The sequence below is a fragment of the Streptomyces sp. NPDC021562 genome, from assembly GCF_040640875.1.
Lineage (GTDB): Bacteria > Actinomycetota > Actinomycetes > Streptomycetales > Streptomycetaceae > Streptomyces.
Genome location: NZ_JBFACN010000011.1, coordinates 86655 through 111133 on the forward strand (window position 1 = coordinate 86655; position 24479 = coordinate 111133).

The window sequence follows — 24479 nt, forward strand, 5'->3', positions numbered from 1 at the left end:
CCCGCCGCGGCGGGCGGCCGCCTCACTCGTCCGAGTCGGGCTTGCTCCGCGCCGCCGCGTACGCCTGTGCCGGGGTCATCGGGATGCCGTTGAGGCTGACCGTCTTGTACTGGCTGACCTTGGCGCAGGTCTTGGAGTCGTCGGCGGTCGAGGCGTTGGCGTGGGAGACGGCCGCCTTGGTGTCGCCCGAGGCGGCCGGGAAGCTGGTGCCGCTCGTCCAGTCGCTGCCGATGACCAGTACGACGCCGGTTCCGGAGCCCTGCTTCACGTGCGAGCCGGGCACGCCCAGGGCCTTGGCGACGGTCGCCGCCTCGCCCTTGTCACCGGAGCCGTAGGTCACGGTGGTGGTGGTCGCCGAGCTCGGCGCGTTGGCGGTGGTGGTGCTGGTGCTGAAGCCCTGCGAGATCAGGTAGGTGGCGATCGCGGAGGCCCGGCCGGTGATGGTGGTGCCGTTCTCGACGGTCACGGCGATCTGGGCGGCGGGCACGGACGCGGCGGTGGCCGACGGCTTCGCGGTCGCCTCGGCCGCCGACGACTTCTTGCCCGAACTGGTGGTCAGCGACTGGTCGTTGGCCATGGTGGCGAACAGGTCCTTGGCACCCGAGCCGACCACCACCCGGTTGCTGTTGGTCGGGTCGGGCGCGGTCTGCATCGTGGTGAACGTCATCCGCTTGGTGGGGACCTTGTTCACGTCGGCCGCCAGCGAGATCAGCTTCTTGACACTGCCGAGGCCGTCGTCCACGGTGAGTGCCTTGGTGGCCGCGTCGGCGAGGTCGTAGACGGCGGTGGGGTCGGTGAGCGTCCCCGCGCTCTTGAACTTGCGGATCATGGCGCTGAGGAAGATGTGCTGGGAGATCGTACGGCCGAGGTCGCTGCCGTCGCCGAAGCCGTGCCGGGAGCGGACGAACTCCAGTGCCGCCTCGCCCTTGAGGGTGTGGGTGCCCTTGGACAGCTTCAGGTGCGAGTAGGTGTCGTACACGTTGTCGTTGACGCACACGGAGACGCCGCCGACCGCGTCGGACATCTTGACCACGCCGGAGAAGTCCAGCTTGACGAAGTGGTCGATGGGGATGCCGGTGAGCTGGTGGATGGTGTCGACCTGGCAGGCGGGGCCGTACTCCAGGGCACTGTTGACCTGGCCGTAGTAGCCGGAGGTGGACTGGCCGCTGGCGGCGTCCTTGCAGGCCGGGACGTTGACCATGGTGTCCCGGGGAATGCTCATGACGGTGGCGTTGGAGCGGTCGGCGGCTATGTGCACCACCATCTCCACGTCCGCGTTGCCGTTGCCGGTCTGGACGCCGGTCTTCGAACAGCCGCCGCCCAGCTTGCAGTCGGCCTTGCTGGTACGGCCGTCGGAGCCGATCACCAGGATGTTGATGGGGGTCCGGCCGAACGCGTCGGCCTTCTCCGTGCCGCCCTTGCCGTCGAGGGAGACGCTGTTGATGTTGCCGTTGAGGTGCTGGTAGAACCACCAGCCCGCGCCCGCGGTGACCAGCACCAGGACCGCCGTGCAGAGGCCGACGATCCTCAGTACGCGCTTGCCGCGCCCGGCCGGCCTGGCGCGCCGCGAGCCCCTGTTGCCGCCGCGGGACTTGGCCGCCTGCCGGGCCGCGGCCCGGCCCCCGGTCGTCCGTGTTCCGTCGGGCAGCGCACCACGCTGGCCGGGCACCTGGTCGGCGCGGCGGCGTGTGGCCTGGCCTCCCGGGCCGTCCCACGGGTCGGTCATCTTCCACTCCCATGAACGGTCGGGTCCGTCGGCGGGTACGGTCGGGCGGCCACGGCTGGGTACGGGCAGTCCCGGGCCGGGCCCTTTTGGGTTGCGTGATTGCGCAATCTAACAAACCCGCGGCCCGGAGAGCACAGAGCCCAGCCGAATTCACAGGTGAGGGATGTCATGGAACCTCCGCCACGCCCGTTCCGTCACCCCTCATACGCACGTACGAACCGGCGCGCTCAGACACCCGCCTCGCGCAGCCGGCGCACGGGCGGCGCGGGCACCTGCCCGGAGCGGGCCGTCAGCTGGCCGACGGTCACCCGTACGACGGTCACGATATCCGGGTCGCCCACGTAGTAGATCTGCCGCCGCCCCTCACGGCGGGAGCGCACGAGCCCGGCCAGCTTGAGCTTGGCCAGATGCTGGCTGACCGCGGGCAGCGCGCCGCCGACCCGGTCGGCGAGGCACGTCACATCGCTCTCGCCCTGCGAGAGCGCCCACATGAGGTGCAGTCGGGCCGGCGAGGCGAGCAGCCCGAACACCGCGGCCGCCTCGGTGAGCACCCCTTCGGAGGGATCGACGAAGCCACCGGCGTTCTCCCCCACAGCCCACTCCCTCCCGTCACAGCTCCGGCACAGACGCCCACTCAGTGTAGGCGCGCGGTCACCGGTCCGGTTCGCATTGTCATGAGCGGGTGACAGCTCGTCGACGGCTCGGCGTCAGGCGCCCCGGACGCCCGCGATGCTCCATAAGCTTGCGCAACAAGGCAATTAAGCAAGGCAAGTCGGCAAGGCAGGTCGACACGACCGACAGCCCGTACCGGGAGGACAACCATCGTGGGCATCATCGGCTGGATCATCCTCGGCCTCCTCGCCGGAGCCATCGCCAAGATCCTGCTGCCCGGCCGCGACCCGGGCGGACTGATCGGCACCACCCTGATCGGCATCGCGGGTGCCTTCGTCGGCGGCTGGCTCTCCGCCCGCTTCCTCGACCGGCCGGTGGAGAAGCACTTCTTCGACCTCTACACCTGGGGCGCCGCGATCGCCGGCTCCCTGGTCCTCCTCATCGGCTACCGGCTGCTCTTCGGCAACTCACGCGACCGACGGTGACTCCGGTCACCCTCGACGGGCCGCCGCAGTCACGACATTCCGGAAGTACAGGGACCCCGTCCGCGCGACATTCCGGATGTACGGGGCGGTCGTCCCGGGCCGTCGACGGGCCGTCACACCAGCCTCACAGGCAAGGCACCGATTCCGCTTCCACCCCACAGGGAGTCGTGTGACACTGGCGTCCCGTCCACAGGGTGGACTCCTCCGCACCCCGTCCCCAGCGAGAAGTGCGACTTGCGATCTCTTCCACTGCCACTCGCCCTCACCGCGCGCCTGACGCCGGTCGCCGTGCTCGCCTGTGCGGGCTGGGCGATGGCGTCGGGTCCCGACACGACGGCGTCAGCCGGCACCTCAGGTGACACGACCAAGCAGTCGGCCGGTCAGTCGGCGGGCGACACCCCGTCGTCGCCCTCGGCGACCGGGGCGGCCGCGACGAAGACCTACACCGTCTCCCCCGCCCCCTGCGGGTCCATCCCCGCGGCCACCGTCACGTCGTTGGTGCCCGGCGCGAAGACGGCCGGCAAGGAGATCCCCTCCACGGACACCAAGCTGCGCCGCACCTGCTCCTGGAACGCGCTCAAGGGGTACGACTACCGCTGGCTCGACGTCTCCTTCGAGATCATGGACACCGAGGCGGCGGCCGCGAAGGAGTACCAGGACCGGGTCGCCGAGAAGGGCGGCGGCGGGGCGGTGCCGGGGCTCGGGGACAAGGGCTACTCCGTGGTGAACCTGACCACCCAGGACAAGCAGCAGACCCGCGAGGGTGTGGTGATGGCCCAGGTCTCCAACGCGCTGGTGATCGTCACCTACAACGGCAGCGACTTCGAGAACAAGAAGGCGCCGGACACGGACGAGATCAACAAGGGCGCCATCAAGGCCGCGAAGAGCGCGGTGGCCGCGCTGCAGGGCAGCCGGTAGCCGACGGGCCCGGCCGCCCCTCGCGCGGCACCCGCTCAGGACTCCCTGGGCGGCACCAGCCGTGTCAGCGCCAGGTACAGCACCAAGGACGTGCCGAGACCGACCGCCCAGCCGTAGTCGGCGAGCGGGGCGAGCGCCGGGACGGGCCGGCCGTCGATCAGCGGTTTGAAGCTGGCGCCGCCGATCGCGAGGACGCCGCCGACCAGGAAGGCCGCCACCGCACGCCAGTTCCAGCCCCCGTCGTACCAGTACCGGCCGCCCGTGCGGTACAGGTTGGTGAGGTCCAGGCGGGTGCGGCGCAGCAGCCAGTAGTCGGCGATGAGGATGCCGGCGACGGTGCCGAGCAGACCGCCGACCAGACCGAGCCAGGTGAAGATGTAGCCCTGCGGGTCGGAGTACAGCTTCCACGGGAAGATCAGCACCGCGAGGACCGAGGTGACCAGTGCGCCGGTGCGGAAACTGATCCTCCTGGGCGCGATGTTGGAGAAGTCGAAGGCGGGTGAGACCAGGTTGGCGGCGATGTTCACGGACAGCGTCGCGACCAGGACGGTGACCAGGGCGTAGAGCAGGCCCACCACGTTGTCGGTCTTGGCGGCCAGTTGGACCGGGTCCCAGACCGGCTGCCCGTAGACGGCCTGCGAGCCCGAGGTCACCAGGACGGAGAGGAAGGCGAACAGGGTCATCGTGGTGGGCAGGCCGAGGGCCTGTCCCCGGGTCTGCGCCTTCTGGCTCCTGCCGTACCGGGTGAAGTCGGGGATGTTCAGGGACAGCGTGGACCAGAAGCCGATCATGCCCATCAGCGAGGGCCAGAAGACCTTCCAGAAACCGCCGCCCCAGCCCAGCCTGGAGGGCTGGTCGAAGAGCGGGCCGAGGCCGCCGGCCTTGTGGCTCATCCAGATCAGCATCACGAAGGCGCCGACGAGGACGAAGGGCGCGGCCCAGTTCTCGAAGCGGCGGATGGTGTCCATGCCCCGGTAGATGATCGCGACCTGGAGCACCCAGAAGATCGCGAACGACAGCCACATGGTCCAGGCGTAGCCGCCGATGTGCGAGGCGTTCGCCCACCGTCGCCGATCAGCTTGCCGGCGAGGAAGTAGATCGCCTCGCCGCCGATCCAGGTCTGGATGCCGAACCAGCCGCAGGCCACCAACGCCCGTACGACGGCGGGGAGGTTGGCGCCGCGCACCCCGAAGGAGGCGCGGGCGAAGACCGGGAAGGGGATGCCGTACTTGGGTCCGGCGTGCCCGGTGAGCAGCATCGGCACGAGGACGACGAGGTTGGCCAGGGCGATGGTGAACACAGCCTGTTTCCAGTCCATGCCGACCGCGATCAGCCCGGAGGCCAGGGTCCAGGACGCCGTGTTGTGGGCCATGCCGACCCACAGCGCGGAGAAGTTGTACGTGGTCCAGGTGCGCTTGACGACGGGGACCGGCAGCAGGTCCTCGTTGGCGTACGGGCCGTTCGGGGGCGCGGAGTCCGGGGTGAGTTCGACGCGTCCGTCGGGGAGGGTGACTTGACCGGAGAGAGGTATGGCCGAGGGAGCGGTGTCGGTCATGGGCAGGCCAATCGGGTGGGATGGGACGGGAGAGAGGCCGTGCGGGCGGGGCGGGGGGTGCGCGTGTGGGGTGCGCCCTGGCCCCCTTCCCGGGACGGCGGGAAGGGGGAGACCAACGGGGAGGAGGCGGCTAGCGGTTGACGGCGGGGATCACCTTCGCCCCGTACGCGTCGATGGTGGCCTCCTGCGCGTCGTGCATGTCGTAGACGGCGAACTGGTCGACGCCCAGTTCGCGCAGCGCGGTCAGCTTCTCGATGTGCTTCTCCACGGGCCCGATGACGCAGAAGCGGTCCACGATCTCGTCGGGCACGAACGCGGTGTCGGGGTTGCCGCTGCGGCCGTGGTGCGCGTAGTCGTACCCCTGGCGGGCCTTGATGTAGTCGGTGAGTTCGTCGGGGACGGCGGCGGAGTGCGCGCCGTACTTGTCGACCAGGTCGGCGACGTGGTTGCCGACCATGCCGCCGAACCAGCGGCACTGGTCGCGGGCGTGGGCGAGGGCCTCGGGCGAGTCGTCCTCGGTGACGTACGCGGGGGCGGCGACGCAGATGGTGACCTCGGACGGGTCGCGTCCGGCGGCCACCGCCGCGTCCTTGACCGCCTTGACCATGTACTCGGTGAGGTACAGGTCGGAGAGCTGGAGGATGAACCCGTCGGCCTCCTCACCGGTCATCTTCAGGGCCTTGGGGCCGTACGCGGCCATCCAGACGGGGAGTTCGGCACCCGGCCTGATCCAGGGGAACCTGATCACGGTGCCGTCGCCGAAGTCGGCCTCGCCACCGCTGCCGAGGGCACGGATGACCTTCATGGCCTCGCTGATCCGGGCAAGGGTGTTGGGCTTGCGGCCGGCCACCCGCATCGCGGAGTCGCCGCGGCCGATGCCGCAGACGGTCCGGTTGCCGAACATGTCGTTGAGGGTGGCGAAGGTGGAGGCGGTGACCTCCCAGGTGCGGGTGCCCGGGTTGGTGACCATCGGGCCGACCTTCAGCTTCGTCGTGTTGGCCAGGATCTGGCTGTAGATCACGAACGGCTCCTGCCAGAGCACGGCGGAGTCGAAGGTCCAGCCGTACGAGAAGCCGTTGCGTTCGGCGCGCTTCATCAGGCTGACGACGCGCGAGGCCGGTGGGTCGGTCTGCAGGACGAGTCCGAAGTCCATGGGCGCCACTCCTAGTTGAGGTACTGACAGGTGGAGCGCGGGGTGTAGACGCCGTGTCCGGCGTGACCGGTGTACTCCCGCTCGGTGATGACGGGTACGCCGCGCGAGAGGACCGTCTCGACCCGGCCGGTGAGGCGCCTGCCCTCGTACGCCGAGTAGTCGACGTTCATGTGGTGGGTCTCGGCGGAGACGACCTGCTCGGCGTGCGGGTCGTAGATGACGACGTCGGCGTCCGCCCCCGGGGTGATGGTGCCCTTCTTCGGGTACATCCCGAACATCCGGGCCGGGTTGGCGCAGGCGATCTCGATCCAGCGGCGGCGCGTGATGTGCCCGTCCACGACGGCCTGGTGGAGCAGGTCCATCCGGTTCTCGACGCCGGGCAGCCCGTTGGGGATCTTCGAGAAGTCGCCGCGGCCCAGTTCCTTCTGGCCGACGAAGCAGAAGGGGCAGTGGTCGGTGGAGACCACCTGGAGGTCGTCGGTGCGCAGGCCCTGCCAGAGCTTGGCCTGGTGCTCCTTGGGGCGCAGAGGCGTCGAGCACACGTACTTCGAACCCTCGAAGTCCGGCTCGGCGAGGTTGTCGGTGGAGAGGAAGAGGTACTGCGGGCAGGTCTCGCCGAAGACCGGGAGCCCTTCGTCGCGGGCCCGGGCCAGCTCGGCGACCGCCTCCATCGCCGAGACGTGCACGACGTAGAGCGGGGCGCCGGCGACCTGGGCGAGCCTGATGGCGCGGTGCGTGGCCTCGGCTTCGAGCAGCGCCTTGCGGACCTCGCCGTGGTAGCGGGGATCCGTCTCGCCGCGGGCCAGGGCCTGTTCCACCAGCACGTCGATGGCGATGCCGTTCTCGGCGTGCATCATGATCAGGCCGCCGTTGTCGGCGGAGCGCTGCATGGCGCGCAGGATCTGGCCGTCGTCGGAGTAGAAGACGCCCGGGTAGGCCATGAACTGCTTGAAGGAGGTTACGCCCTCCTCGACGAGCAGGTCCATCTCCTTCAGCGTCTCCTGGTTCACGTCGGAGACGATCATGTGGAAGCCGTAGTCGACGGCGCAGTTGCCCTCGGCCTTGGCGTGCCAGGCGTCCAGGCCCTCGCGCAGGCCGTGGCCGACGCTCTGCACGGCGAAGTCGACGATGGTGGTGGTGCCGCCCCAGGCGGCGGCCCGGGTGCCGGTCTCGAAGGTGTCGGAGGCGAAGGTGCCGCCGAACGGCAGCTCCATGTGGGTGTGGGCGTCGACGCCGCCCGGGATGACGTACTTGCCGGTGGCGTCGATGGTGCGCTCGGCGGTGAACGCCTCGGCGGCGGGCGTTGCGGAGGCGGCGAGGGCGGCGATGCGGCCGTCCTCGATCAGGACGTCGGCGTGGATCTCGTCGGACGCGGTGATGACGAGTCCGCCGCGGATGAGGGTGCGGCCGGTGCTCATGGGGGTCCTCTCCTTCGTGGTCGTGTGCGGGTCCGGCCGTGGCCGGTCGCGCAGTTCCTCGCGCCCCTGACGGGGCGCCTTTACGGTGCCGTCAGGGGGCCGTAGGCGTCCGGGCGGCGGTCGCGGAAGAACTGCCAGCGGTCGCGGACCTCGCGGAGCTTGGCCAGGTCCAGGTCGCGGACGACGAGTTCGGTCTCCTTGTCGGAGGCCACCTCGCCGGCGAACTGGCCCTCCGGGTCCACGAAGTAGGAGGTGCCGTAGAAGTCGTTGTCGCCCAGGTCCTCCACGCCGACCCGGTTGATCGCGCCGACGAAGTACTCGTTGGCGACGGCCGCCGCCGGCTGCTCCAACTGCCAGAGGTAGCGGGAGAGTCCGCGCGAGGTGGCCGACGGGTTGAAGACGATCTCGGCACCGGCGAGGCCCAACGCCCGCCAGCCCTCGGGGAAGTGGCGGTCGTAGCAGATGTAGACGCCGATCTTCCCGACGGCCGTCTCGAAGACCGGCCAGCCGGCGTTGCCCGGGCGGAAGTAGAACTTCTCCCAGAACCCCGGGACCTGGGGGATGTGGTGCTTGCGGTACTTGCCGAGGTAGGAGCCGTCGGCGTCGATCACGGCGGCGGTGTTGTAGAGGACGCCGGGCTGCTCCTCCTCGTACACCGGCAGGATCAGGACGAGACCCAGCTCCCGGGCGAGGGCCTGGAAGCGCTGGACGACCGGGCCGTCGGGGACCTGCTCGGCGTACTCGTAGAAGGCCTTGTCCTGCACCTGGCAGAAGTAGGGGCCGTAGAACAGTTCCTGGAAGCAGAGGACCTGGGCGCCCTGCGCGGCCGCGTCGCGGGCCGCCTGCTCGTGGACCTGGATCATCGATTCCTTGTCGCCGGTCCAGGCGGTCTGGAAGAGGGCGGCACGAATCACTCGGCTCATCGGGACCTCCGGTCGCTCGGGGGTGCGTCGCTCGGTGCGAGGAGCCTAGGAAGTCCGCGGGCGGGCTTCGACTGCCACCGTGTCACGTCCGGGGGCGGTCGGCGTGCCACCGTGTCACGCTCTCCATGACCCATGTTTCACCACCGTTTTCCCAGGTCGTCGCATGTTTCACTGCTGTTGCGCGTCGTGCGCGAGGAGCGCGATGTGCACCGAGGCCGCCTGCTCGAAGTCGTCGAGGTCGACCCCGAGCCGGGTCTGTATCGCCTCCAGCCTGCGGTACAGGGCGGGCCGGGAGACGTGGTGCAGCTGGGCGGTGCGGGACTTGTTGCGGCCGGTGGCGAGATAGGTCCGCAGGACGTTCAGGAGGTCCTGCTCGGTGCCGTTCCCGCAGAGCAGTCCGTCCAGCTCGCGCTCGGCGAAGGACTGGACGTCCGGGTCGTCCCGCAACAGCCTGATCAGGCCGCGCAGGTGGACGTCCCGGAGCCGGACGACCGCCGGGAGGTCGAGGGCGGCGGCCGTGTCGGCGACCGCGTCGGCCACGTGCTGGGCCTCGCGCAGCCCGGCGGGCACGTCGTCCCAGGCGGTGCAGGGACCCGCGGCGGCGACCACCGCTCCGTGCGCGGGTGCCTCGCCGTGCAGCCGGGCGGCGAAGTGCGCGGCGAGGGCGTCGGCGTCCTGGTCGCGGGCGAGGCTGAGCAGGACCGCGGTGCGGTGTTCGGTGAGTTCGGCGACGAGTCCGGACAGCCCCAGCAGGCGCAGGGTTCTCTCCAGCCGGGCGGGGTCGCAGTCGCGTACGACGAGCGGCACGAAGGTGCGCCGGTTGACCGGCAGGCCCGCCGCTCGTGCCCTGGGCAGCAGTTGCCGTGCCGGTACGACTCCGGAGACCAGGTCGGTCAGCAGGCTCTGCGCGGACTGTTCCTCCCAGCTGTGGGCCGAGCCGCCGCCGAGCATCCGGTGCAGGACGAGGGCCTCGGCGGCGCGGTCGGCGAGGAGGCGTCCGGTGGCGGTGTCGCCCCGGTGGCCGCAGAGCATGATCCGGCCCCAGCGTTCGCCGCGGCCGCCCAGTTCGGCGCGGATCCAGCCGTCGCCCTCGGCGCCGCCGGCCTGCCGTGCGATGCGCTCCCAGTCGCGCAGCACGTCGTCGACCGCCGAGCGCTCCCCCGCGGTGGCCAGCACCCGGTGTGCGAGGTTGGTGACGACGACCGGGCAGGCGCTGTGCACGGCGATCTCGTCGAGGAGCCGCTGGAGGGGGGCGCCGGCCGTGATGAGACCGGTGAGGGCGGTGCGGACGGACTCCGAGAGGCTGACGGCGGCGAACTTCCGGCGCACCAGGCGGGACTGGACCTCCTCCGTCAGTTCGGCGAACGGGAAGGGGCGGTGCAGGACCACCATCGGCAGGCCGCAGCGGTCCGCCGCGCGGCGCATGGCGTCGGGGGGCGCCGGGAAGGCGCGGCCGAGGCCGAGGACGACCGCGGCGGCCTCGGCCCGGTGCAGGGACTGGATGTACTCGGCCTGTCCCTGCTCGTCGCCGGCGAGCAGGACACCGGTGGTGAGGACCATCTCGCCGCCGGTGAGCATGACGCCGACGTCGGGGGCCTCGGCGACGTGCACCCAGCGGACGGGGCGGTCGAGGTGGGCGGTGCCGGCGACCACCTCGGGGTCGCCGGCGAGGACCCTTTCGAGGGCGAGGATCTGGCGGACCGACAGGATGGGGTCGGTTGTGCTGGCGGGCTCCCAAGTGGCGGTCATCTTGCGTGTCCCTTGGTCTGGATCGGTGCGTTCGAAACTGCGGGCCGGTGAGGGCTTGTCGCGCAGTTCCCCGCGCCCCTTACGGGGCGCTGCCTGAGGCCCCTTCAAGGGGCTCGGGGAACTGCGCGACCAGCCACGACGGCGCCGCGGTCGACACACGGCGGGTCGGCTAGTAGGCACTCCGCAAGGCCCGCTCGAGGATGGCCGCGCCCTCCTCCGCCTCCGCCACCGTCAGGGACAGCGGCGGCGCGATGCGCAGCGCACTCGTGTTGTGGCCGCCGCCCTTGCCGATCAGGAGGCCGCCCTCCCTGGCCGCCTCCAGGACGGCGGCGGCCGACTTGGGGTCGGCCTCGTCCGTGCCGGGCTTGATCAGTTCGACGCCGATCATCAGTCCCCGGCCCCTGACCTCCCGTACGCCCGGCAGCTGGGCGGCGACGGCCCGCAGGCGTTCGATGAGGAGGCCGCCGACCCGGCGGGCGTTGCCCTGGAGGTCGTGCTCCAGGAGGTACGACAGGTTGGCGAGGCCGGCCGCCATGGTGATCTGGGTGCCGCCGAAGGTGGAGATGCTGTTGGAGTCCAGGCAGTTCATGATCTCGGAGCGGGCCACCACGCCGCCGATGGACATGCCGTTGCCGATGCCCTTGGCGAAGGTCAGGATGTCCGGCGGGCCGCTCTGGCCGTGCGCCTGCCAGCCCCAGAAGTGCTCGCCGGTGCGGCCCCAGCCGGTCTGCACCTCGTCGGCGATCCAGAGGACGCCCTGCTCCTGGAGGACCTTGCGGAAGGCCGCGTACAGCCCGTCGGGCGGGGAGGTGAAGCCGCCGACACCCTGGATCGGCTCGGCGATCAGCGCGGCCGGCGGACGGGTGTGACCGAGGAGGTCGCGCAGGTCGGCGACGCAGGCCTCGATGAAGTCACGGTCGTTCAGCTCGGCGAACGGCCCCCGGGTGCGGACGCCTCCGTGCACGTAGAGCGTCTGGAGCGGGGACAGCGAGGTCGGCGACCAGCCCTTGTTGCCGGTGATGCCGACCGAGCTGAAGGAGCGGCCGTGGTAGCTGTTGCGCATCGCCAGGATCGTGTTCGTCCTGCGGTACGTCGTGGCCAGCAGCAGGGCCGTGTCGTTGGCCTCGGTGCCGGACGTGGTGAAGAAGACCCGGGCGTCCGGGATGCCGCTCAACTGGGCGATGCGTTCGGCCAGTTCCACCATCGGGCGGTTGAGGTAGAGGGTGGAGGAGTGGATGATCCGGCCGGCCTGCTCGCTCACCGCCTTCGTGACCTCGGGCAGGGCGTGCGCGGTCATCGTGGTGAGGATGCCGCCGAAGAAGTCGAGGTAGCGGTTGCCGTCCGCGTCCCAGACGTGCCGGCCCTCGCCGTGCGTGATCTCCAGCGGCTCGTCGTAGTACAGCGCCAGCCAGTCGGGCAGGACCTGGCGGTGACGGGAGAAGAGGTCGTTCACGGCTGTACCAGCCCTTCGTATGCGTCGGGACGGCGGTCGCGGTAGAAGGCCCACTGCTGCCGCACTTCCTCGATCAGGTCGAGGTCGAGGTCCCGGACGACGAGTTCCTCGCTCACGTCGCTCGCGACCTCCCCCACGAACTGCCCACGGGGATCGACGAAATAGCTCGTCCCGTAGAAATCGTTGTCCCCGTACTCCTCCTGGCCCACCCGGTTGATGGCGGCCACGAAGTACTCGTTGGCGACGGCGGCGGCCGGCTGTTCCAGCTGCCACAGGTGCGCCGAGAGCCCCCGGTGGGTGGCCGACGGGTTGTACACCAACTGGGCGCCGCCGAGTCCGAGTTCCCGCCAGCCCTCGGGGAAGTGGCGGTCGTAGCAGATGTAGACGCCGACCTTGCCGACGGCGGTGTCGAAGACCGGCCAGCCCAGGTTGCCCGGTTTGAAGTAGTACTTCTCCCAGAAGCCCTTCACCTGCGGGATGTGGTGCTTGCGGTACTTGCCCAGGCAGGTGCCGTCGGCGTCGATCACGGCGGCGGTGTTGTAGTAGAAGCCGGACTGCTCGATCTCGAACACCGGGACCACGATCACCATGCCGGTCTCGCGGGCGAGCTCCTGCATACGGCGGGTGGTCGGGCCGTCGGGGACCGGTTCGGCCCAGCGGTAGTGCTCGGGTTCCTGGACCTGGCAGAAGTAGGGGGCGTTGAAGACTTCCTGGAACCCGATGATCTTCGCACCCCGGCGGGCCGCCTCGCGGGCGTGCGCCTCGTGTTTCGCCACCATGGACTCGGTGTCGCCGGTCCAGGTGGCCTGGACCAGAGCGGCGCGTACGACATTCGCCATGAGCTGCTCCTTCTACGCCCGTAGAGGGTCGAAAGTAAGCGTCCTCGGGGCCCTTGCCAAGACCATCGTCGTGAAGCCGCGGAGTCGATCGTGTTTCGTACCTGGCTGGCGGATGCGGGGGAACGTCCGGACTCCCGCCGGTCAGGAGGAGAGGCCCGCCACCCGCAGGGCGTGCAGCAGGTCCCGGTGGTACTGCTCCGAGATCCGCCGCGCCGAGCGCAGGAGCAGCGGGGCCAGCCGGTGCGGGTCCGGTTCCGCGCTGTGCGCCGCCTCTTCCGGGGTGCGGACCTGGACGTACGCGTCGAGCAGTGCGGTGGCCTCCCGGTGGCGGCCGGCCGTGTCCAGGGCGAGGACCGCCTCGCCGATCTCGAGGGCGGGACGGACCACTCCCTGGCGCAGGATCTGCCGGGCCTCCTCGGTACGGCCGGCGTCGGTGAGGGCGTCCGCGACCGGTACGAGGCGGGCGGGCGGCAGCGAGGCCGCCTCCCACAGCAACGTGGCCCAGTCGGCGCCCAGTCCGGCGCCCTGGAGGGCGTCCGCGAGCAGCGGGAACCGGGCCGCGGGCCACTGCGCGACCTCGGCGAGCAGCGCGTGCGCCTCGCCGGTGCGGCCCGCCGCCCGCAGCGGGACCAGCCGTGCCACGGCCACGGTCACGGCCGTCCGGGCGTCCTCGTCGGGCCGTACGGGCTCCGGCACCGGCTGTTCCGGCGTCTCGGCGGCCCCGGCGAACCGGGCTCCGCGCGGCCCGCCACGACCGCCGGCCGCCGCGGGCGGCTCCGGCGCCCGCGGTACGACGGAGGGCGCGGCCTCCTCCACGGCCATCCCGGCGAACCGGGCACTGCCACGCCGCCGCTTGCGCTGCTTGGCGGGGGTGGGGTCAGGGTCAGGGTCAGGGGTGGACGCGGAGGCGGAGGCGCCGGGGGTGTCCTCACCACTTACGTCATGGACGTAAGCCGCGTCGGCATCGGCGCCACGTGGCGGAACGGGGTCGTCATGGTGCGGCGCCCGGCCGTCACCGCCGTACCGTGCGCCGGCAGGTGCGGCGTCCAGGCGGGCCAGGCGGGCCCGGAGTTCGGCGCACCGGGCCGATGCCCGTTCGTGGTCGTCGTGGGCCCAGGCGAGGTCGAGGTTCAGCGCCTCGGCCTCCTGCCGGGAGTGCGCGGCGCCGAGCGCCCGGCCGAGCCGGGCCAGGCGTTCGGCGGCGTGGCGCTGTTCACGGACCATGGCGTCGAGGCGGCCGTCGAGGTCCTGGCGGGCGCCCGGTCTGGCGTCGTACGCGGCGACGGCATCCGTGTGCAGCGACCGGGCCCGCTCCGTCTCGCGCGCGGCGGCCTCGGGGCCGTGGGCGGTGGCGAGGTCCTGGAGGAGCGCCGCCACGACGTCCCAGGGGGGCACCTCCCGCCCGCCGAGGCAGGCCAGCATGCCGTCCGGGTCGCGCCGCCAGAAGACGGCGCACCAGCCGCCGCCCTGGTCCAGGCGTGCCAGCAACCCGTCCAAGTAGTTCGCGAACTCCCGCACCCGGCCCGGGAGTTGTTCCACCGTCATCGTCCCACTCCCGCCGGCCCGGAACACTCCGGTTCCGTAGGCAACACCAGACGTGTTACACGGGTGCTACGGGGAGTTTTCAGCGGGCGCCCAGAGCCCTCCTCGCCCGGCTCCGGCGGCTGGGCGTCAGGCCGGGACCAGCGCGCAGCGCGCCACCAGGTCGTCCATCGACAGGCCGAGCGCGCGGGCCAGCGCGGCCACGGTGAAGAAGGCGGGGGTCGGGGCCCGCCCCGTCTCGATCTTGCGGAGCGTCTCGGCCGAGATGCCCGCCTCCGCGGCCACCTCCGTCATGCTCCGGGCGCCGCGCGCCTCGCGCAGCAGCCGCCCGAGCCGCTCGCCGCGTTCACGCTCTTCCGGGGTGAGGGGGGTGCGCACCATGCCGTCATTCTACTCCGGTCGAATAAGCCGGTATATTAATTGGCATGGTGGAGCTGAAGACAGACACATCGATCGACGCCATGTACGCGGCCGGGCAGGTCGTGGGGCGGGCCCTGACGGCCGTACGGGAGGCCGCCGACGTCGGCGTCTCCCTGCTGGAGCTGGACGAGGTGGCCCGGGACGTGCTCCGCGAGGCCGGCGCGTCCTCCCCCTTCCTCGGCTACCGGCCCTCGTTCGCGCCCACCCCCTTCCCCGCCGTCGTCTGCGCCTCCGTGAACGACGCGATCGTGCACGGCATCCCGACCGGGTACCGGCTGCGCGACGGCGACCTGGTCTCGATCGACTGCGGCGCCGAACTCGACGGCTGGGTGGGCGACTCGGCGATCAGCTTCACGATCGGCAGAGCGCGCCCGGCGGACACGCGGCTCGTGGAGACCGCGGAGCGGGCGCTGGCGGCGGGGATCGAGGCGGCCGTCGTCGGCAACCGCATCGGCGACATCGCGCACGCGATCGGCCGGGTGTGCCGGGAGGCCGGCTACGGCATCCCGCAGGACTTCGGCGGCCACGGCATCGGCCGCCGCATGCACGAGGACCCCGGGGTGCCGAACGAGGGCCGACCCGGCCGTGGCCTGCCGCTGCGCCCGGGCCTGGTCATCGCGATCGAGCCCATGCTGATCGGCGGCGGAAGGGACGGCTATCACCCGGCTCCCGACGGCTGGACCCTGCGCACGGACGACGGCTCCCGCGCGGCCCACGCGGAGCACACGGTGGCGATCACCGAGGCCGGGCCGCGGGTCCTCACGGCCCGGAACCCGGAGAACTGACCCGGGCCGTCCCCACGCCCACCGGTGCCCCTCCCCCGGCCCACCCGACAGCCCCCGAGGCCCCGCCCCGGCGCCCAGGAGCGGCACCCGCGCCACGGCGGCGTCACGGGGCGGCCCGGCCGACGACGGCCCGCCTCCGCCCGGCCCTGCCATTGCGGCCCACCCGCTGCCGTATCCCCCCACCTGCCGCCCCATCCCCCCACACTGGACATGTCCCCCACCACTGGACATGCCCCCCATCAGCGGGCGTGCGAAGGTGGTGTGACCGGGCCCTGCAGGGGCACCCGCGTGGACCGGCACGTCGACCAGCGAGCGCGTCCCGCCAGGCGCCGGGACGCCGGAACGGAACGAACGCTCATGACCAGCGGCTACCCCGGACCGGGCGACTACGGACAGGACCCCTTCGGCGATTTCCTCGCCCGCTTCTTCGGCGGCGGCGGACCTCGCCAGGGACCCCGCCAGATCGACATCGGGAGGCTGCTCAGTCAGCCCGCGAGGGAACTGGTCAGGGGCGCCGCCCAGTACGCCGCCGAACACGGCAGTCGTGACCTGGACACCGAGCACCTGCTGCGCGCCGCCCTCGCGGCGGAACCCACCCGCTCCCTGCTCAGCAGGTCCGGTGCGGATCCCGACTCGCTGGCCCACCAGATCGACGACCGGGCCGGCCCCGTCCAGCACCCGCCCGGTGAGACGCCCCCGCCGACCTCGCTGTCCCTCACGCCCGCCGTCAAACGGGCCCTGCTGGACGCGCACGACCTGGCCCGGGCCGGCGGCGCCGGGTACATCGGCCCGGAGCACGTCCTGGGCGCCCTCGCCGCCAACCCCGACTCGGCCGCCGGGCACATCCTGAACGCGGCCCGGTTCGCCGCCGCCGGCCTGCCGCCGGACGCCCCCGAGACCGACCGCTCGCACCCCGGCGCCGACACCCGGCGCCGTACCGGCACGCCCACCCTCGACAAGTTCGGCCGCGACCTGACCGAGCAGGCCGCCCAGGGCCGGATCGACCCGGTGATCGGGCGCGACGACGAGATCGAGCAGACCATCGAGGTGCTGTCCCGGCGCGGCAAGAACAACCCCGTGCTGATCGGCGACGCCGGGGTCGGCAAGACCGCGATCGTCGAGGGGCTCGCCCAGCGGATCGCCGACGGCGACGTGCCCGACATCCTCTCCGGGCGCCGGGTGCTCGCCCTCGACCTGCCCGGCGTGGTCGCGGGCACCCGCTTCCGGGGCGACTTCGAGGAGCGGCTCAACACCATCGTGGGCGAGATCCGTGCCCACTCCGACCAGCTGATCGTCTTCATCGACGAGCTGCACACCGTGGTCGGCGCCGGAGGCGGCGGCGAGGGCGGTGCGATGGACGCCGCCAACATCCTCAAACCGGCGCTCGCCCGGGGCGAGCTGCACATCGTGGGCGCGACCACCCTGGAGGAGTTCCGCAAGATCGAGAAGGACGCGGCGCTGGCCCGCCGCTTCCAGCCGATCCTGGTGCCCGAGCCGACGGTCGCGGACACCATCGAGATCCTGCGCGGCCTGCGGGACCGCTACGAGGCCCACCACCAGGTCCGCTACACCGACGAGGCGCTGGTGGCCGCCGTCGAACTCTCCGACCGCTACCTCACCGACCGCAGGCTGCCGGACAAGGCGATCGACCTGATCGACCAGGCGGGCGCCCGGGTCCGCCTCGGCTCGCGCACCAAGGGCAGCGACGTACGGACGATGGAACGCGAGATCGAGCAGCTGGTCCGGGACAAGGACCAGGCCGTCGCCGACGAGCAGTACGAACGCGCCACGCAACTGCGTGACCGGATCGGCGAGCTGAAGACCCGCATCACCGAACTGTCCGGTGAGGACCGGGCGGACGAGGGACTGGACCTGGAGGTGACGGCGGAGGCGATCGCCGAGGTGGTGTCCCGCCGGACCGGCATCCCGGTCAGCAGCCTCACCCAGGAGGAGAAGGAGCGGCTGCTCGGCCTGGAATCGCATCTGCACCAGCGGGTGATCGGCCAGGACGAGGCGGTCGCGGCCGTCGCCGAGGCGGTGCTGCGCTCCCGTGCCGGCCTCGCCAGCCCGAACCGCCCGATCGGCAGCTTCCTCTTCCTCGGCCCGACGGGCGTCGGCAAGACCGAACTGGCCCGCGCGCTCGCCGAGGTCCTGTTCGGCAGCGAGGACCGGATGGTCCGGCTGGACATGAGCGAGTACCAGGAACGCCACACGGTCTCCCGCCTGGTCGGCGCCCCGCCCGGCTACGTCGGCCACGAGGAGGCCGGCCAGCTCACCGAGGTGGTCCGCCGCCACCCCTACTCGCTGCTCCTCCTCGACGAGGTGGAGAAGGCCCACCCGGACGTCTTCAACATCCTGCTCCAGGTCCTGGACGACGGCCGGCTGACCGACTCCCAGGGCCGCACGGTCGACTTCACCAACACGGTCGTGGTGATGACGAGCAACCTGGGTTCGGACGTGATCAACAGGCGTGGCGCGGGCATCGGCTTCGGCTCCGGGGACGCGGCGGCGACCGAGGAGGCCCGCCGCGAGCAGGTGCTGCGCCCGCTCCGGGAGCACTTCCGCCCGGAGTTCCTCAACCGCATCGACGAGATCGTGGTCTTCCGTCAGCTCACCGGCGAGCAGCTGCGCCAGATCACCGAACTCCTGCTGGAGAACACCCGCCGCATGCTCCACGCCCAGGGCATCACCGCGCACTTCACGGACAAGGCGGTCAACTGGCTGGCGGAACACGGCTATCAGCCGGAGTACGGCGCCCGGCCGCTGCGCCGCACGATCCAACGGGAGGTCGACAACCAGCTGTCACGCCTGCTCCTGGACGGCACGATCACGGAGGGCAGTGAGGTGACCGTGGACACCGCGGACGGCCGCCTGGAATTCCGCCCGCGGAAAGCATCCCCTCTCTAGGTCCTGCTGCCTCCGCGCTACGGCGCGGGCCGCACCACGGCGGCCGAGCCGCCGCCGCGCCGTACGGTCTCCGCCGCCGCCAGCCACTTCCCACCCGGCAACCGCTGCACCCCGGTGGCCGCCCCGATCTCCGGGTTCAACGAGAACGAGTGCCCGATCGCCTCCAACTTCCCCCTCAGCACGGAGTCGTTGTACAGCGCCGGTTCCAACTCGGTCCTGGCGGCGTTCCGTTGCGAGGCCCGCGGTGCCGCGATCGCGTCCACCAGCGGCAGGTGCCGGTCGAGGAACTCGGTCAGCACCTGGAGCACGGTGGTGATGATGGTCGCCCCACCGGGCGAACCGACCGCGACCACGGGCCGGTTCGCCTTGTCGAGCACGATCGTCGGCGAGATGGAGGACCGCGGCCGCTTGCCCGGCCCGGGCAGGTTCGGGTCGTGCACCGCGGGGTTCGCCGGGGTGAACGAGAAGTCGGTCAGTTCGTTGTTGAGCAGGAACCCCCGCCCGGGAACGGTGATCGCACTGCCGCCGGTCTGCTCGATGGTCAGCGTGTAGGAGACGACGTTGCCCCACTTGTCGGCGACGGTGAGGTGCGTCGTGTTCTCCCCCTCGTACGTGGTCGGCGCCGCCGTCCCCGTCGAGCCCGGGTCGTTGGGGTCGCCCGGTGCGACCGGGCTGGTCAGCACGGCGTCGTCGCTGATCAGCTTGGCCCGCTGGTCGGCGTACCGCTGGGACAGCAGACCGGCCGTCGGCACGTTCTCGAACGCGGGGTCGCCGACCCAGCGCCCCCGGTCGGCGAAGGAGATCCGGCTGGACTCGATGAAGTGGTGCAGGTACTGCACCTCACTGGCCTTCGAGAGGTCGGTGTTCTCCAGGATGTTGAGGGCCTCACCGACCGTGGTCCCGCCGGACGAGGACGGCGCGATGGAGTACACCTTCAGCCCGCGGTACGACGTCTCGGTCGGCGCCTGCGACTTCGCGCGGTAGGCGGCGAGGTCCTTGAGGGACAGCCGGCCCGCCCGCGCCTTCCATCCGGAGCCCGGGTCCACCGGCGGGTCGTCGACGGTCGCGACGATGTCCCTGCCGAGGTCGCCCCGGTAGACCGCGCCGATCCCCTTCTTCCCCAGTTCCTGGTACGTACGGGCCAGCTCGGGGTTCTTGAAGGTGGATCCGACCACCGGGAGCTGCCCGCCCGGCAGGAACAGCTTGGCCGTGTCGGGGAAGTACCGGAACCGGGTCTCGTTCGCGGCGGTCTGCGAGCGGAACGTGTCGTCGACGACGAATCCCTTGCGGGCGATCCGCTCGGCCGGCTTGAGCACCGTGCCGAGCCGTTCCGTGCCCCACTGGCTCAGCGCCGACTGCCAGGTGGCCGGGGTGCCCGGCGTGCCGACGCTCAGGCCGCTGCTCACGGCGTCGGCGAAGGCCAGCGGCTTGCCGTTCTCCACGAACAGGTTCGAGTCGGCCGTCAGCGGCGCGGTCTCGCGGCCGTCGATGGTGTGGACGGTCCGGGACCTGGCGTCGTAGTAGACGAAGTAGCCGCCTCCGCCAATACCGGACGAGTAGGGTTCGGTGACGCCGAGTGCCGCGGCGGTCGCCACGGCCGCGTCGACCGCGTTGCCGCCCTTGCGCAGTACCTCGATCCCGGCGGCGGTGGCGTCGGCGTCGACGCTGGAGACCGCGCCGCCGTACCCGACGGCGACCGGGGTCTTCTGGGCGGCCTTGGCACCGGAGGCGGCCGGGGGCGCGGCCGCTCCTACCGACACCACGGCGGCCGAAACCGCCAGAACGGTGAGTTTCCGCGCGACAGGGCGACGCATCCGCACCTCCAGTTCGGGAACGTCCGCGCAGCGTATCCACGAGGCCGTGCCCCCGACAGCCGGATTCAGGGCACTTCATACGACTGGCACACTTCGAACACGGATACGTTCCAGCCACCGGTGCCCGCTAGCATGCGCGCCCATGAATGACGACCTGCGCAACATTGTCCTCGGTGTGGTGGCCGCCGGCATCAGCGCCGCGCTCGGCTGGCTGGCCCGCACCTATCTCTGGCGGCGCAAGCTCCGCCGCAAGCAGGCCTTCTTCGGACTGCCGGAGAACTCCGAGTCGCTGCTGGTCGTCAACCGCGATCCGGCCACCTCCGAGCCGGCGGTCCACCGCTTCGACGTGTTCGCGCTCCTCGAACTGGCCGCGCTGATCAAGGACTGCGGGGCGAACCTCCAGATGGTGACGCAGGACAACGTGCAGCAGGGGTTCGGCGAGCGAACGGAGTTCTGTGTCGGCGGTCCGGGGTCGAATCGCCGGATGCTCGCCCACATGGGGGCCATGCTGCCCGGCATACGCGTCAACATCGATCCCGAGCCGGGCCCGGACCGCGGCGCCTTCCAGATCGGCAGCGAGCGCTACCGGCTGGACCCCGGGGTCACGGAGTACGTCCTGCTCGCCCGTCTCACGGCCGGACAGCGCCCCGACGCCCGCCCGGTGTTCCTCTTCTGCGGGCAGCGGGCGATCACCAACCAGGCCGCCACCCGCTACCTGGCCCGCAACCACGAGCGGCTCGCCCGCAAGCACGGCAACGGCTCCTTCGTCCTCCTGCTCAAGGTCGTCAACTCGCAGGCGTACGGGCCGGACGTGGTCGAACTCGTCGCGGACGTCACCCGGGCCGCACAGGCGCCGCTGCCGCCGGCGGCGACGACCGAGACCGCACGGCCCACGCACCGTGCCTCCTGAGTGCCTGCGCACTTCAACAATCTTTACCCGCACGTAACTTACCGGCGGGTTACTTCCGGTAAGGCGGCGCGGTTACCGTCTGGTCACTTTGCACTGACACGAGTGAGGAGTGACCGATGGGACACGGTCGTCGTACCACCGCTCTGCGCACCTCCGGCGCCGCGGCCGCCGCCGCCCTGATCGCCGGTAGCGTCGTCGGCCTGGCTCCGGCCGCCCGGGCCGCCGACCCGGTCCGCTTCGTCGACATCACCGGCGACGGCGGCACGGTCCTGAAGGCGAACGTCGTCACGCCCACGGGCGCCGACGCCGGCGCCGGGCACCGCTATCCGCTCATCGTGCTGCCCACGAGCTGGTCCCTCCCCCAGGTCGAGTACCTGGCCCAGGCCCAGAAGCTCGCGGACGCCGGGTACATCGTGCTCAGTTACAACGTGCGCGGGTTCTGGCAGTCAGGCGGCCGGATAGAAGTGGCCGGCCCGCCGGACGTGGCGGACGCCTCCAAGGTCATCGACTGGGCCCTCGCCCACACCGACGCCGATCCCCGGCACATCGGCATCGCGGGGGTGTCGTACGGCGCCGGGATCAGCCTGCTGGCCGCCGCGCACGACAAGCGGATCAAGGCGGTCGGCGCGCTCAGCGGCTGGACCGACCTGATCGACTCGATCTACTCGGGCCGCACCCAGCACGTGGAGGCGGCGGCCCTCCTGGACGGCTCGGCGACCCTCACCGGGCGCGAGAGCCCCGAAGTCCGGCAGGTCTTCAAGGACTTCTACGCCTCGAACCTGGACCGGGAACAGGCCATGATGGACTGGGGAGCGAAACGTTCCGTCGCGACCTACGTGGACCAGCTGAACAAGAACGGCGCGGCCCTGTTCATGGCCAACGCATGGAGCGACAGCATCTTCCCGGCCAACCAGTACGCCGACTTCTACGGCAAACTGACGGGACCGAAGCGCCTGGAGCTGCGCCCCGGTGACCACGCCACCGCCGAACTGACCGGCCTGCTCGGGCTGCCCAACGACGTGTGGACCGACACCGAGCGCTGGTTCGACCACTACCTCAGGGGCGTGGACAACGGCATCGACCGCGAGCAGCCGGTCCAGCTCAAGGCCCGTACCGACGACGGCTACGAGGGGTACCCGGACTGGAAGTCGGTGGGCGCCACGCGCCGCAAGCTCGACCTCGCCGGCTCCACCACCATCCACGCAAACGTCGACTCGGGCGCGGACGGCGGGGTGGTGCTGCTCTCCGGACTCCTCGACCAGGTCGCCAAGTTGCCGCCGGTCGCCTCGATCCCGCTGCTGCCCCGCCGTTGGGCGGCCGTCTGGCAGTCCGAGCGGTACGGCAGTGCCCAACAGGTCCGCGGCATCGCCCGGTTGCACACCACCCTGACCCCGACCAAGGAGAGCGGCACCCTCGTCGCCTACCTGTACGACGTGGGCCCGCTCGGCCTCGGCAAGCTGGTCAGCAACGCGCCGTACACGTGGTACGACCGGACGCCCGGCAAGGCGTTCGACGTGGACCTGGACCTGTTCGCCACGGCCTACGACGTCCCGGCCGGCCACCGGCTCGCGCTGGTGATCGACACGGTCGACCCGCTCTACATCGAGCACAACCCGTCCGGCGCGCAGCTGACCTTCTCCTCGCCGGTGAACGACCCGTCGTACGTGTCCGTTCCGCTGCGCGAGCAGTGATCTCCGGCTGCCGCCGGCCGGGCCTGGCCCTGGCTGCCGCTCCCGTCCACCCGGCCGGCGAACCACGAGAGCAACAGGTACATCCCGGTGCGATCGGCGAGATCACCATCACCACAGGGATGAACGGCACATCGTAGTCGAGGTTCGGCGCGGTCGGTTTCCCGGCATGGACGAACTCCTCGTGGGGGGGCGGGGGCGTGGACGGTGGGTCCGACGGCGCAAACTATCCGGCCGCGAGCGGTCCTTCGCCGCGACACGCGCCTCTCCCGCATAAGCCGTATTTACGCCGTACTTATGTGGGGCCCGCGGCCGGACGCCCGGCCCGGGCCCCGGCCGCCGATCAGGCCTCGGCGACCTCCGCGTACAGCTGCGAGAGCTCGGGGGCACCGCTCTCCGCCCACGCGTGGCCGGCCTCGACCACCTCGAACTCCCGCCCGGACGAGAGCCGTACGACCGCCTCCCCGTCCGCGTGGATCTCCCACCGCGCGCCGGACACGGTCCGGACCAGGACGGTGCCCAGGTACAGGCCTGCGTCCGTGCCGAGCCAGGTCAGGGTCTCCTCGTCGTCCCGCCAGCGCGGCAGCAGCTGGTCGAGTGCCTCCAGCGAGGCCGGGGTGTCGTCGAGCACGACACCCTCCTCGGCCGCCTGGGCGCGCAGGAACTCGCACTCCGCGAGCAGCTCGGGGTCCGCGGTGTGGGGGAGGTCACCGGTCCGGTCGTGCCTGTTGCCCAGGAAGGGGATGTTCATGGTCCCAGGTTGACACTCACACCTCCAGGTCCACCACTACCGGCGCGTGGTCGGACGCGCCCTTCCCCTTGCGCTCCTCACGGTCGACGTAGGCGTCCTTGACGGCCTTGGCGAACGGCTCGTTGCCGTACACCAGGTCGATGCGCATGCCCCGGTTCTTGGGGAAGGCGAGCTGGCGGTAGTCCCAGTAGGTGTACGGGTGGTCGTACTTCAGGGGCCGCGGGACCACGTCGGACAGGCCGGTCTCGCGCAGGGCCGCCAGGGCGGCCCGCTCGGCCGGGGTGACGTGGGTGAGGCCCTCGAAGGCGGCGGTGTCGAAGACGTCGTCGTCCGTCGGCGCCACGTTGTAGTCACCGAGGACCGCGAAGGGGCGGCTGCCGCCCGCGTCACCGGCCACCGCGGCCCTGAGCGCCTCGAACCACTGGAGCTTGTACGCGTAGTGCGGGTGGTCCACCTCGCGGCCGTTGGGCACGTACACCGACCAGACGCGGACCGGGCCGCAGGTCGCCGAGATCGCGCGGGGCTCCACGCCGCCGTCGTAGCCCGTGTCGCCCGGCAGGCCCTTGACGACGTCCTCCAGGCCGACCTTGGAGAGCACCGCCACGCCGTTCCACCTGCCGGTGGCGTGGACCGCCGCCTCGTAGCCCAGCTCGCGCAGCGGCCCGAACGGGAACTGCTCCTCGGCGACCTTGGCCTCCTGGAGGCAGAGCACGTCGGTGCCGCTGCTCTCCAGCCAGGCCAGGAGCCTCGGCAGGCGGGCGGTGATCGAGTTCACGTTCCAGGTCGCGATGCGCATGCCTGACAACCTACCGGGCCCCTCTGACAACCTGC

General features: G+C 71.4%; 19 protein-coding genes and 2 pseudogenes. 6 read left to right on the forward strand and 15 right to left on the reverse strand.

Features of this window, described 5'->3' with window-relative positions:
- Positions 1–22 precede the first annotated feature (22 nt).
- Together AB0G52_RS18735 and AB0G52_RS18740 are read right to left on the reverse strand one after the other, a co-directional pair.
- Positions 23–1726: an LCP family protein gene (locus tag AB0G52_RS18735; protein WP_361337331.1), complete on the reverse strand. Its 1704-nt coding sequence runs from the start codon at positions 1724–1726 to the stop codon at positions 23–25.
- A 227-nt stretch (positions 1727–1953) separates the two neighbouring features.
- Positions 1954–2319, reverse strand: a complete 366-nt coding sequence (locus tag AB0G52_RS18740; RefSeq protein WP_132893164.1) for a metalloregulator ArsR/SmtB family transcription factor — start codon at positions 2317–2319, stop codon at positions 1954–1956.
- Positions 2320–2550: 231 nt separating this feature from the next.
- On the opposite strand from AB0G52_RS18740, the gene AB0G52_RS18745 reads away from it, so the two are divergent.
- Both AB0G52_RS18745 and AB0G52_RS18750 read left to right on the forward strand, forming a co-directional pair.
- Complete coding sequence (locus AB0G52_RS18745) at positions 2551–2823, forward strand: GlsB/YeaQ/YmgE family stress response membrane protein (protein ID WP_132893162.1); 273 nt, start codon at positions 2551–2553, stop codon at positions 2821–2823.
- A 234-nt stretch (positions 2824–3057) separates the two neighbouring features.
- Entirely contained in the window at positions 3058–3741 is a 684-nt protein-coding gene (locus AB0G52_RS18750; RefSeq protein WP_361337333.1) for a hypothetical protein, read from the forward strand.
- 35 nt (positions 3742–3776) lie between these two features.
- Here AB0G52_RS18750 and AB0G52_RS18755 read toward each other — a convergent pair.
- The 9 genes and pseudogenes from AB0G52_RS18755 to AB0G52_RS18795 form a co-directional block, all read right to left on the reverse strand.
- Positions 3777–5296 (reverse strand): annotated as a pseudogene (locus tag AB0G52_RS18755) (NCS1 family nucleobase:cation symporter-1).
- A 130-nt stretch (positions 5297–5426) separates the two neighbouring features.
- Entirely contained in the window at positions 5427–6449 is a 1023-nt protein-coding gene (locus tag AB0G52_RS18760) for a TIGR03842 family LLM class F420-dependent oxidoreductase (protein ID WP_132893157.1), read from the reverse strand.
- 11 nt (positions 6450–6460) lie between these two features.
- Positions 6461–7867 (reverse strand): dihydropyrimidinase, encoded by a 1407-nt coding sequence (gene hydA / locus AB0G52_RS18765; RefSeq protein ID WP_132893155.1) that lies wholly within the window; start codon positions 7865–7867, stop codon positions 6461–6463.
- A gap of 80 nt (positions 7868–7947) precedes the next feature.
- Positions 7948–8790, reverse strand: a complete 843-nt coding sequence (locus AB0G52_RS18770) for a nitrilase-related carbon-nitrogen hydrolase (protein ID WP_352362706.1) — start codon at positions 8788–8790, stop codon at positions 7948–7950.
- Between the two features lie 168 nt (positions 8791–8958).
- Positions 8959–10539 (reverse strand): PucR family transcriptional regulator, encoded by a 1581-nt coding sequence (locus AB0G52_RS18775; protein ID WP_132893151.1) that lies wholly within the window; start codon positions 10537–10539, stop codon positions 8959–8961.
- A gap of 169 nt (positions 10540–10708) precedes the next feature.
- Complete coding sequence (locus AB0G52_RS18780) at positions 10709–11992, reverse strand: aspartate aminotransferase family protein (protein ID WP_132893149.1); 1284 nt, start codon at positions 11990–11992, stop codon at positions 10709–10711.
- Entirely contained in the window at positions 11989–12831 is an 843-nt protein-coding gene (locus AB0G52_RS18785; protein WP_132893147.1) for a nitrilase-related carbon-nitrogen hydrolase, read from the reverse strand. The genes AB0G52_RS18780 and AB0G52_RS18785 overlap by 4 nt, the downstream gene beginning before the upstream one ends.
- Before the next feature lie 141 nt (positions 12832–12972).
- Positions 12973–14376 (reverse strand): hypothetical protein, encoded by a 1404-nt coding sequence (locus AB0G52_RS18790; protein ID WP_361337336.1) that lies wholly within the window; start codon positions 14374–14376, stop codon positions 12973–12975.
- Positions 14377–14502: 126 nt separating this feature from the next.
- Entirely contained in the window at positions 14503–14754 is a 252-nt protein-coding gene (locus tag AB0G52_RS18795; RefSeq protein ID WP_132893144.1) for a helix-turn-helix transcriptional regulator, read from the reverse strand.
- Between the two features lie 44 nt (positions 14755–14798).
- Between AB0G52_RS18795 and map the strand changes: the two genes are divergently transcribed.
- Both map and AB0G52_RS18805 read left to right on the forward strand, forming a co-directional pair.
- Complete coding sequence (map, locus tag AB0G52_RS18800; protein ID WP_132893142.1) at positions 14799–15578, forward strand: type I methionyl aminopeptidase; 780 nt, start codon at positions 14799–14801, stop codon at positions 15576–15578.
- 357 nt (positions 15579–15935) lie between these two features.
- Positions 15936–18485, forward strand: a complete 2550-nt coding sequence (locus AB0G52_RS18805; protein WP_132893140.1) for an ATP-dependent Clp protease ATP-binding subunit — start codon at positions 15936–15938, stop codon at positions 18483–18485.
- Between the two features lie 17 nt (positions 18486–18502).
- Here AB0G52_RS18805 and ggt read toward each other — a convergent pair whose 3' ends face one another.
- Entirely contained in the window at positions 18503–20299 is a 1797-nt protein-coding gene (gene ggt, locus AB0G52_RS18810; RefSeq protein WP_361337339.1) for a gamma-glutamyltransferase, read from the reverse strand.
- Between the two features lie 142 nt (positions 20300–20441).
- Between ggt and AB0G52_RS18815 the strand changes: the two genes are divergently transcribed.
- Positions 20442–21209: a hypothetical protein gene (locus AB0G52_RS18815; RefSeq protein ID WP_132893136.1), complete on the forward strand. Its 768-nt coding sequence runs from the start codon at positions 20442–20444 to the stop codon at positions 21207–21209.
- Between the two features lie 116 nt (positions 21210–21325).
- Positions 21326–22900 carry an alpha/beta fold hydrolase gene (locus AB0G52_RS18820; RefSeq protein WP_361337341.1) on the forward strand — a complete coding sequence of 525 codons (1575 nt, stop codon included), beginning with the start codon at positions 21326–21328 and terminating at the stop codon, positions 22898–22900.
- A gap of 91 nt (positions 22901–22991) precedes the next feature.
- On the opposite strand, the pseudogene AB0G52_RS18825 reads toward AB0G52_RS18820, so the two are convergent.
- From AB0G52_RS18825 to AB0G52_RS18835, 3 genes and pseudogenes are all read right to left on the reverse strand, one after another.
- A pseudogene (locus AB0G52_RS18825) lies at positions 22992–23084 on the reverse strand (amino acid ABC transporter permease); the annotation flags it as partial.
- 156 nt (positions 23085–23240) lie between these two features.
- Positions 23241–23648 carry a DUF6278 family protein gene (locus tag AB0G52_RS18830; RefSeq protein WP_132893132.1) on the reverse strand — a complete coding sequence of 136 codons (408 nt, stop codon included), beginning with the start codon at positions 23646–23648 and terminating at the stop codon, positions 23241–23243.
- 16 nt (positions 23649–23664) lie between these two features.
- On the reverse strand, positions 23665–24444 hold the full coding sequence (locus AB0G52_RS18835; RefSeq protein ID WP_358980111.1) for an exodeoxyribonuclease III: 780 nt from the start codon (positions 24442–24444) through the stop codon (positions 23665–23667).
- Positions 24445–24479 lie beyond the last annotated feature (35 nt).

What these genes read in the sequence shown, in the direction of transcription:
- map (WP_132893142.1), top strand. Translation starts at nt 14,799, where the DNA reads ATGGTGGAGCTGAAGACAGACACATCGATCGACGCCATGTACGCGGCC.
- AB0G52_RS18835 (WP_358980111.1), bottom strand. Translation starts at nt 24,444, where the DNA reads ATGCGCATCGCGACCTGGAACGTGAACTCGATCACCGCCCGCCTGCCG.
- AB0G52_RS18775 (WP_132893151.1), bottom strand. Translation starts at nt 10,539, where the DNA reads ATGACCGCCACTTGGGAGCCCGCCAGCACAACCGACCCCATCCTGTCG.
- AB0G52_RS18790 (WP_361337336.1), bottom strand. Translation starts at nt 14,376, where the DNA reads ATGACGGTGGAACAACTCCCGGGCCGGGTGCGGGAGTTCGCGAACTAC.
- AB0G52_RS18785 (WP_132893147.1), bottom strand. Translation starts at nt 12,831, where the DNA reads ATGGCGAATGTCGTACGCGCCGCTCTGGTCCAGGCCACCTGGACCGGC.
- ggt (WP_361337339.1), bottom strand. Translation starts at nt 20,299, where the DNA reads ATGCGTCGCCCTGTCGCGCGGAAACTCACCGTTCTGGCGGTTTCGGCC.
- AB0G52_RS18830 (WP_132893132.1), bottom strand. Translation starts at nt 23,648, where the DNA reads ATGAACATCCCCTTCCTGGGCAACAGGCACGACCGGACCGGTGACCTC.
- AB0G52_RS18760 (WP_132893157.1), bottom strand. Translation starts at nt 6,449, where the DNA reads ATGGACTTCGGACTCGTCCTGCAGACCGACCCACCGGCCTCGCGCGTC.
- AB0G52_RS18795 (WP_132893144.1), bottom strand. Translation starts at nt 14,754, where the DNA reads ATGGTGCGCACCCCCCTCACCCCGGAAGAGCGTGAACGCGGCGAGCGG.
- AB0G52_RS18805 (WP_132893140.1), top strand. Translation starts at nt 15,936, where the DNA reads ATGACCAGCGGCTACCCCGGACCGGGCGACTACGGACAGGACCCCTTC.
- AB0G52_RS18735 (WP_361337331.1), bottom strand. Translation starts at nt 1,726, where the DNA reads ATGACCGACCCGTGGGACGGCCCGGGAGGCCAGGCCACACGCCGCCGC.
- hydA (WP_132893155.1), bottom strand. Translation starts at nt 7,867, where the DNA reads ATGAGCACCGGCCGCACCCTCATCCGCGGCGGACTCGTCATCACCGCG.
- AB0G52_RS18770 (WP_352362706.1), bottom strand. Translation starts at nt 8,790, where the DNA reads ATGAGCCGAGTGATTCGTGCCGCCCTCTTCCAGACCGCCTGGACCGGC.
- AB0G52_RS18820 (WP_361337341.1), top strand. Translation starts at nt 21,326, where the DNA reads ATGGGACACGGTCGTCGTACCACCGCTCTGCGCACCTCCGGCGCCGCG.
- AB0G52_RS18815 (WP_132893136.1), top strand. Translation starts at nt 20,442, where the DNA reads ATGAATGACGACCTGCGCAACATTGTCCTCGGTGTGGTGGCCGCCGGC.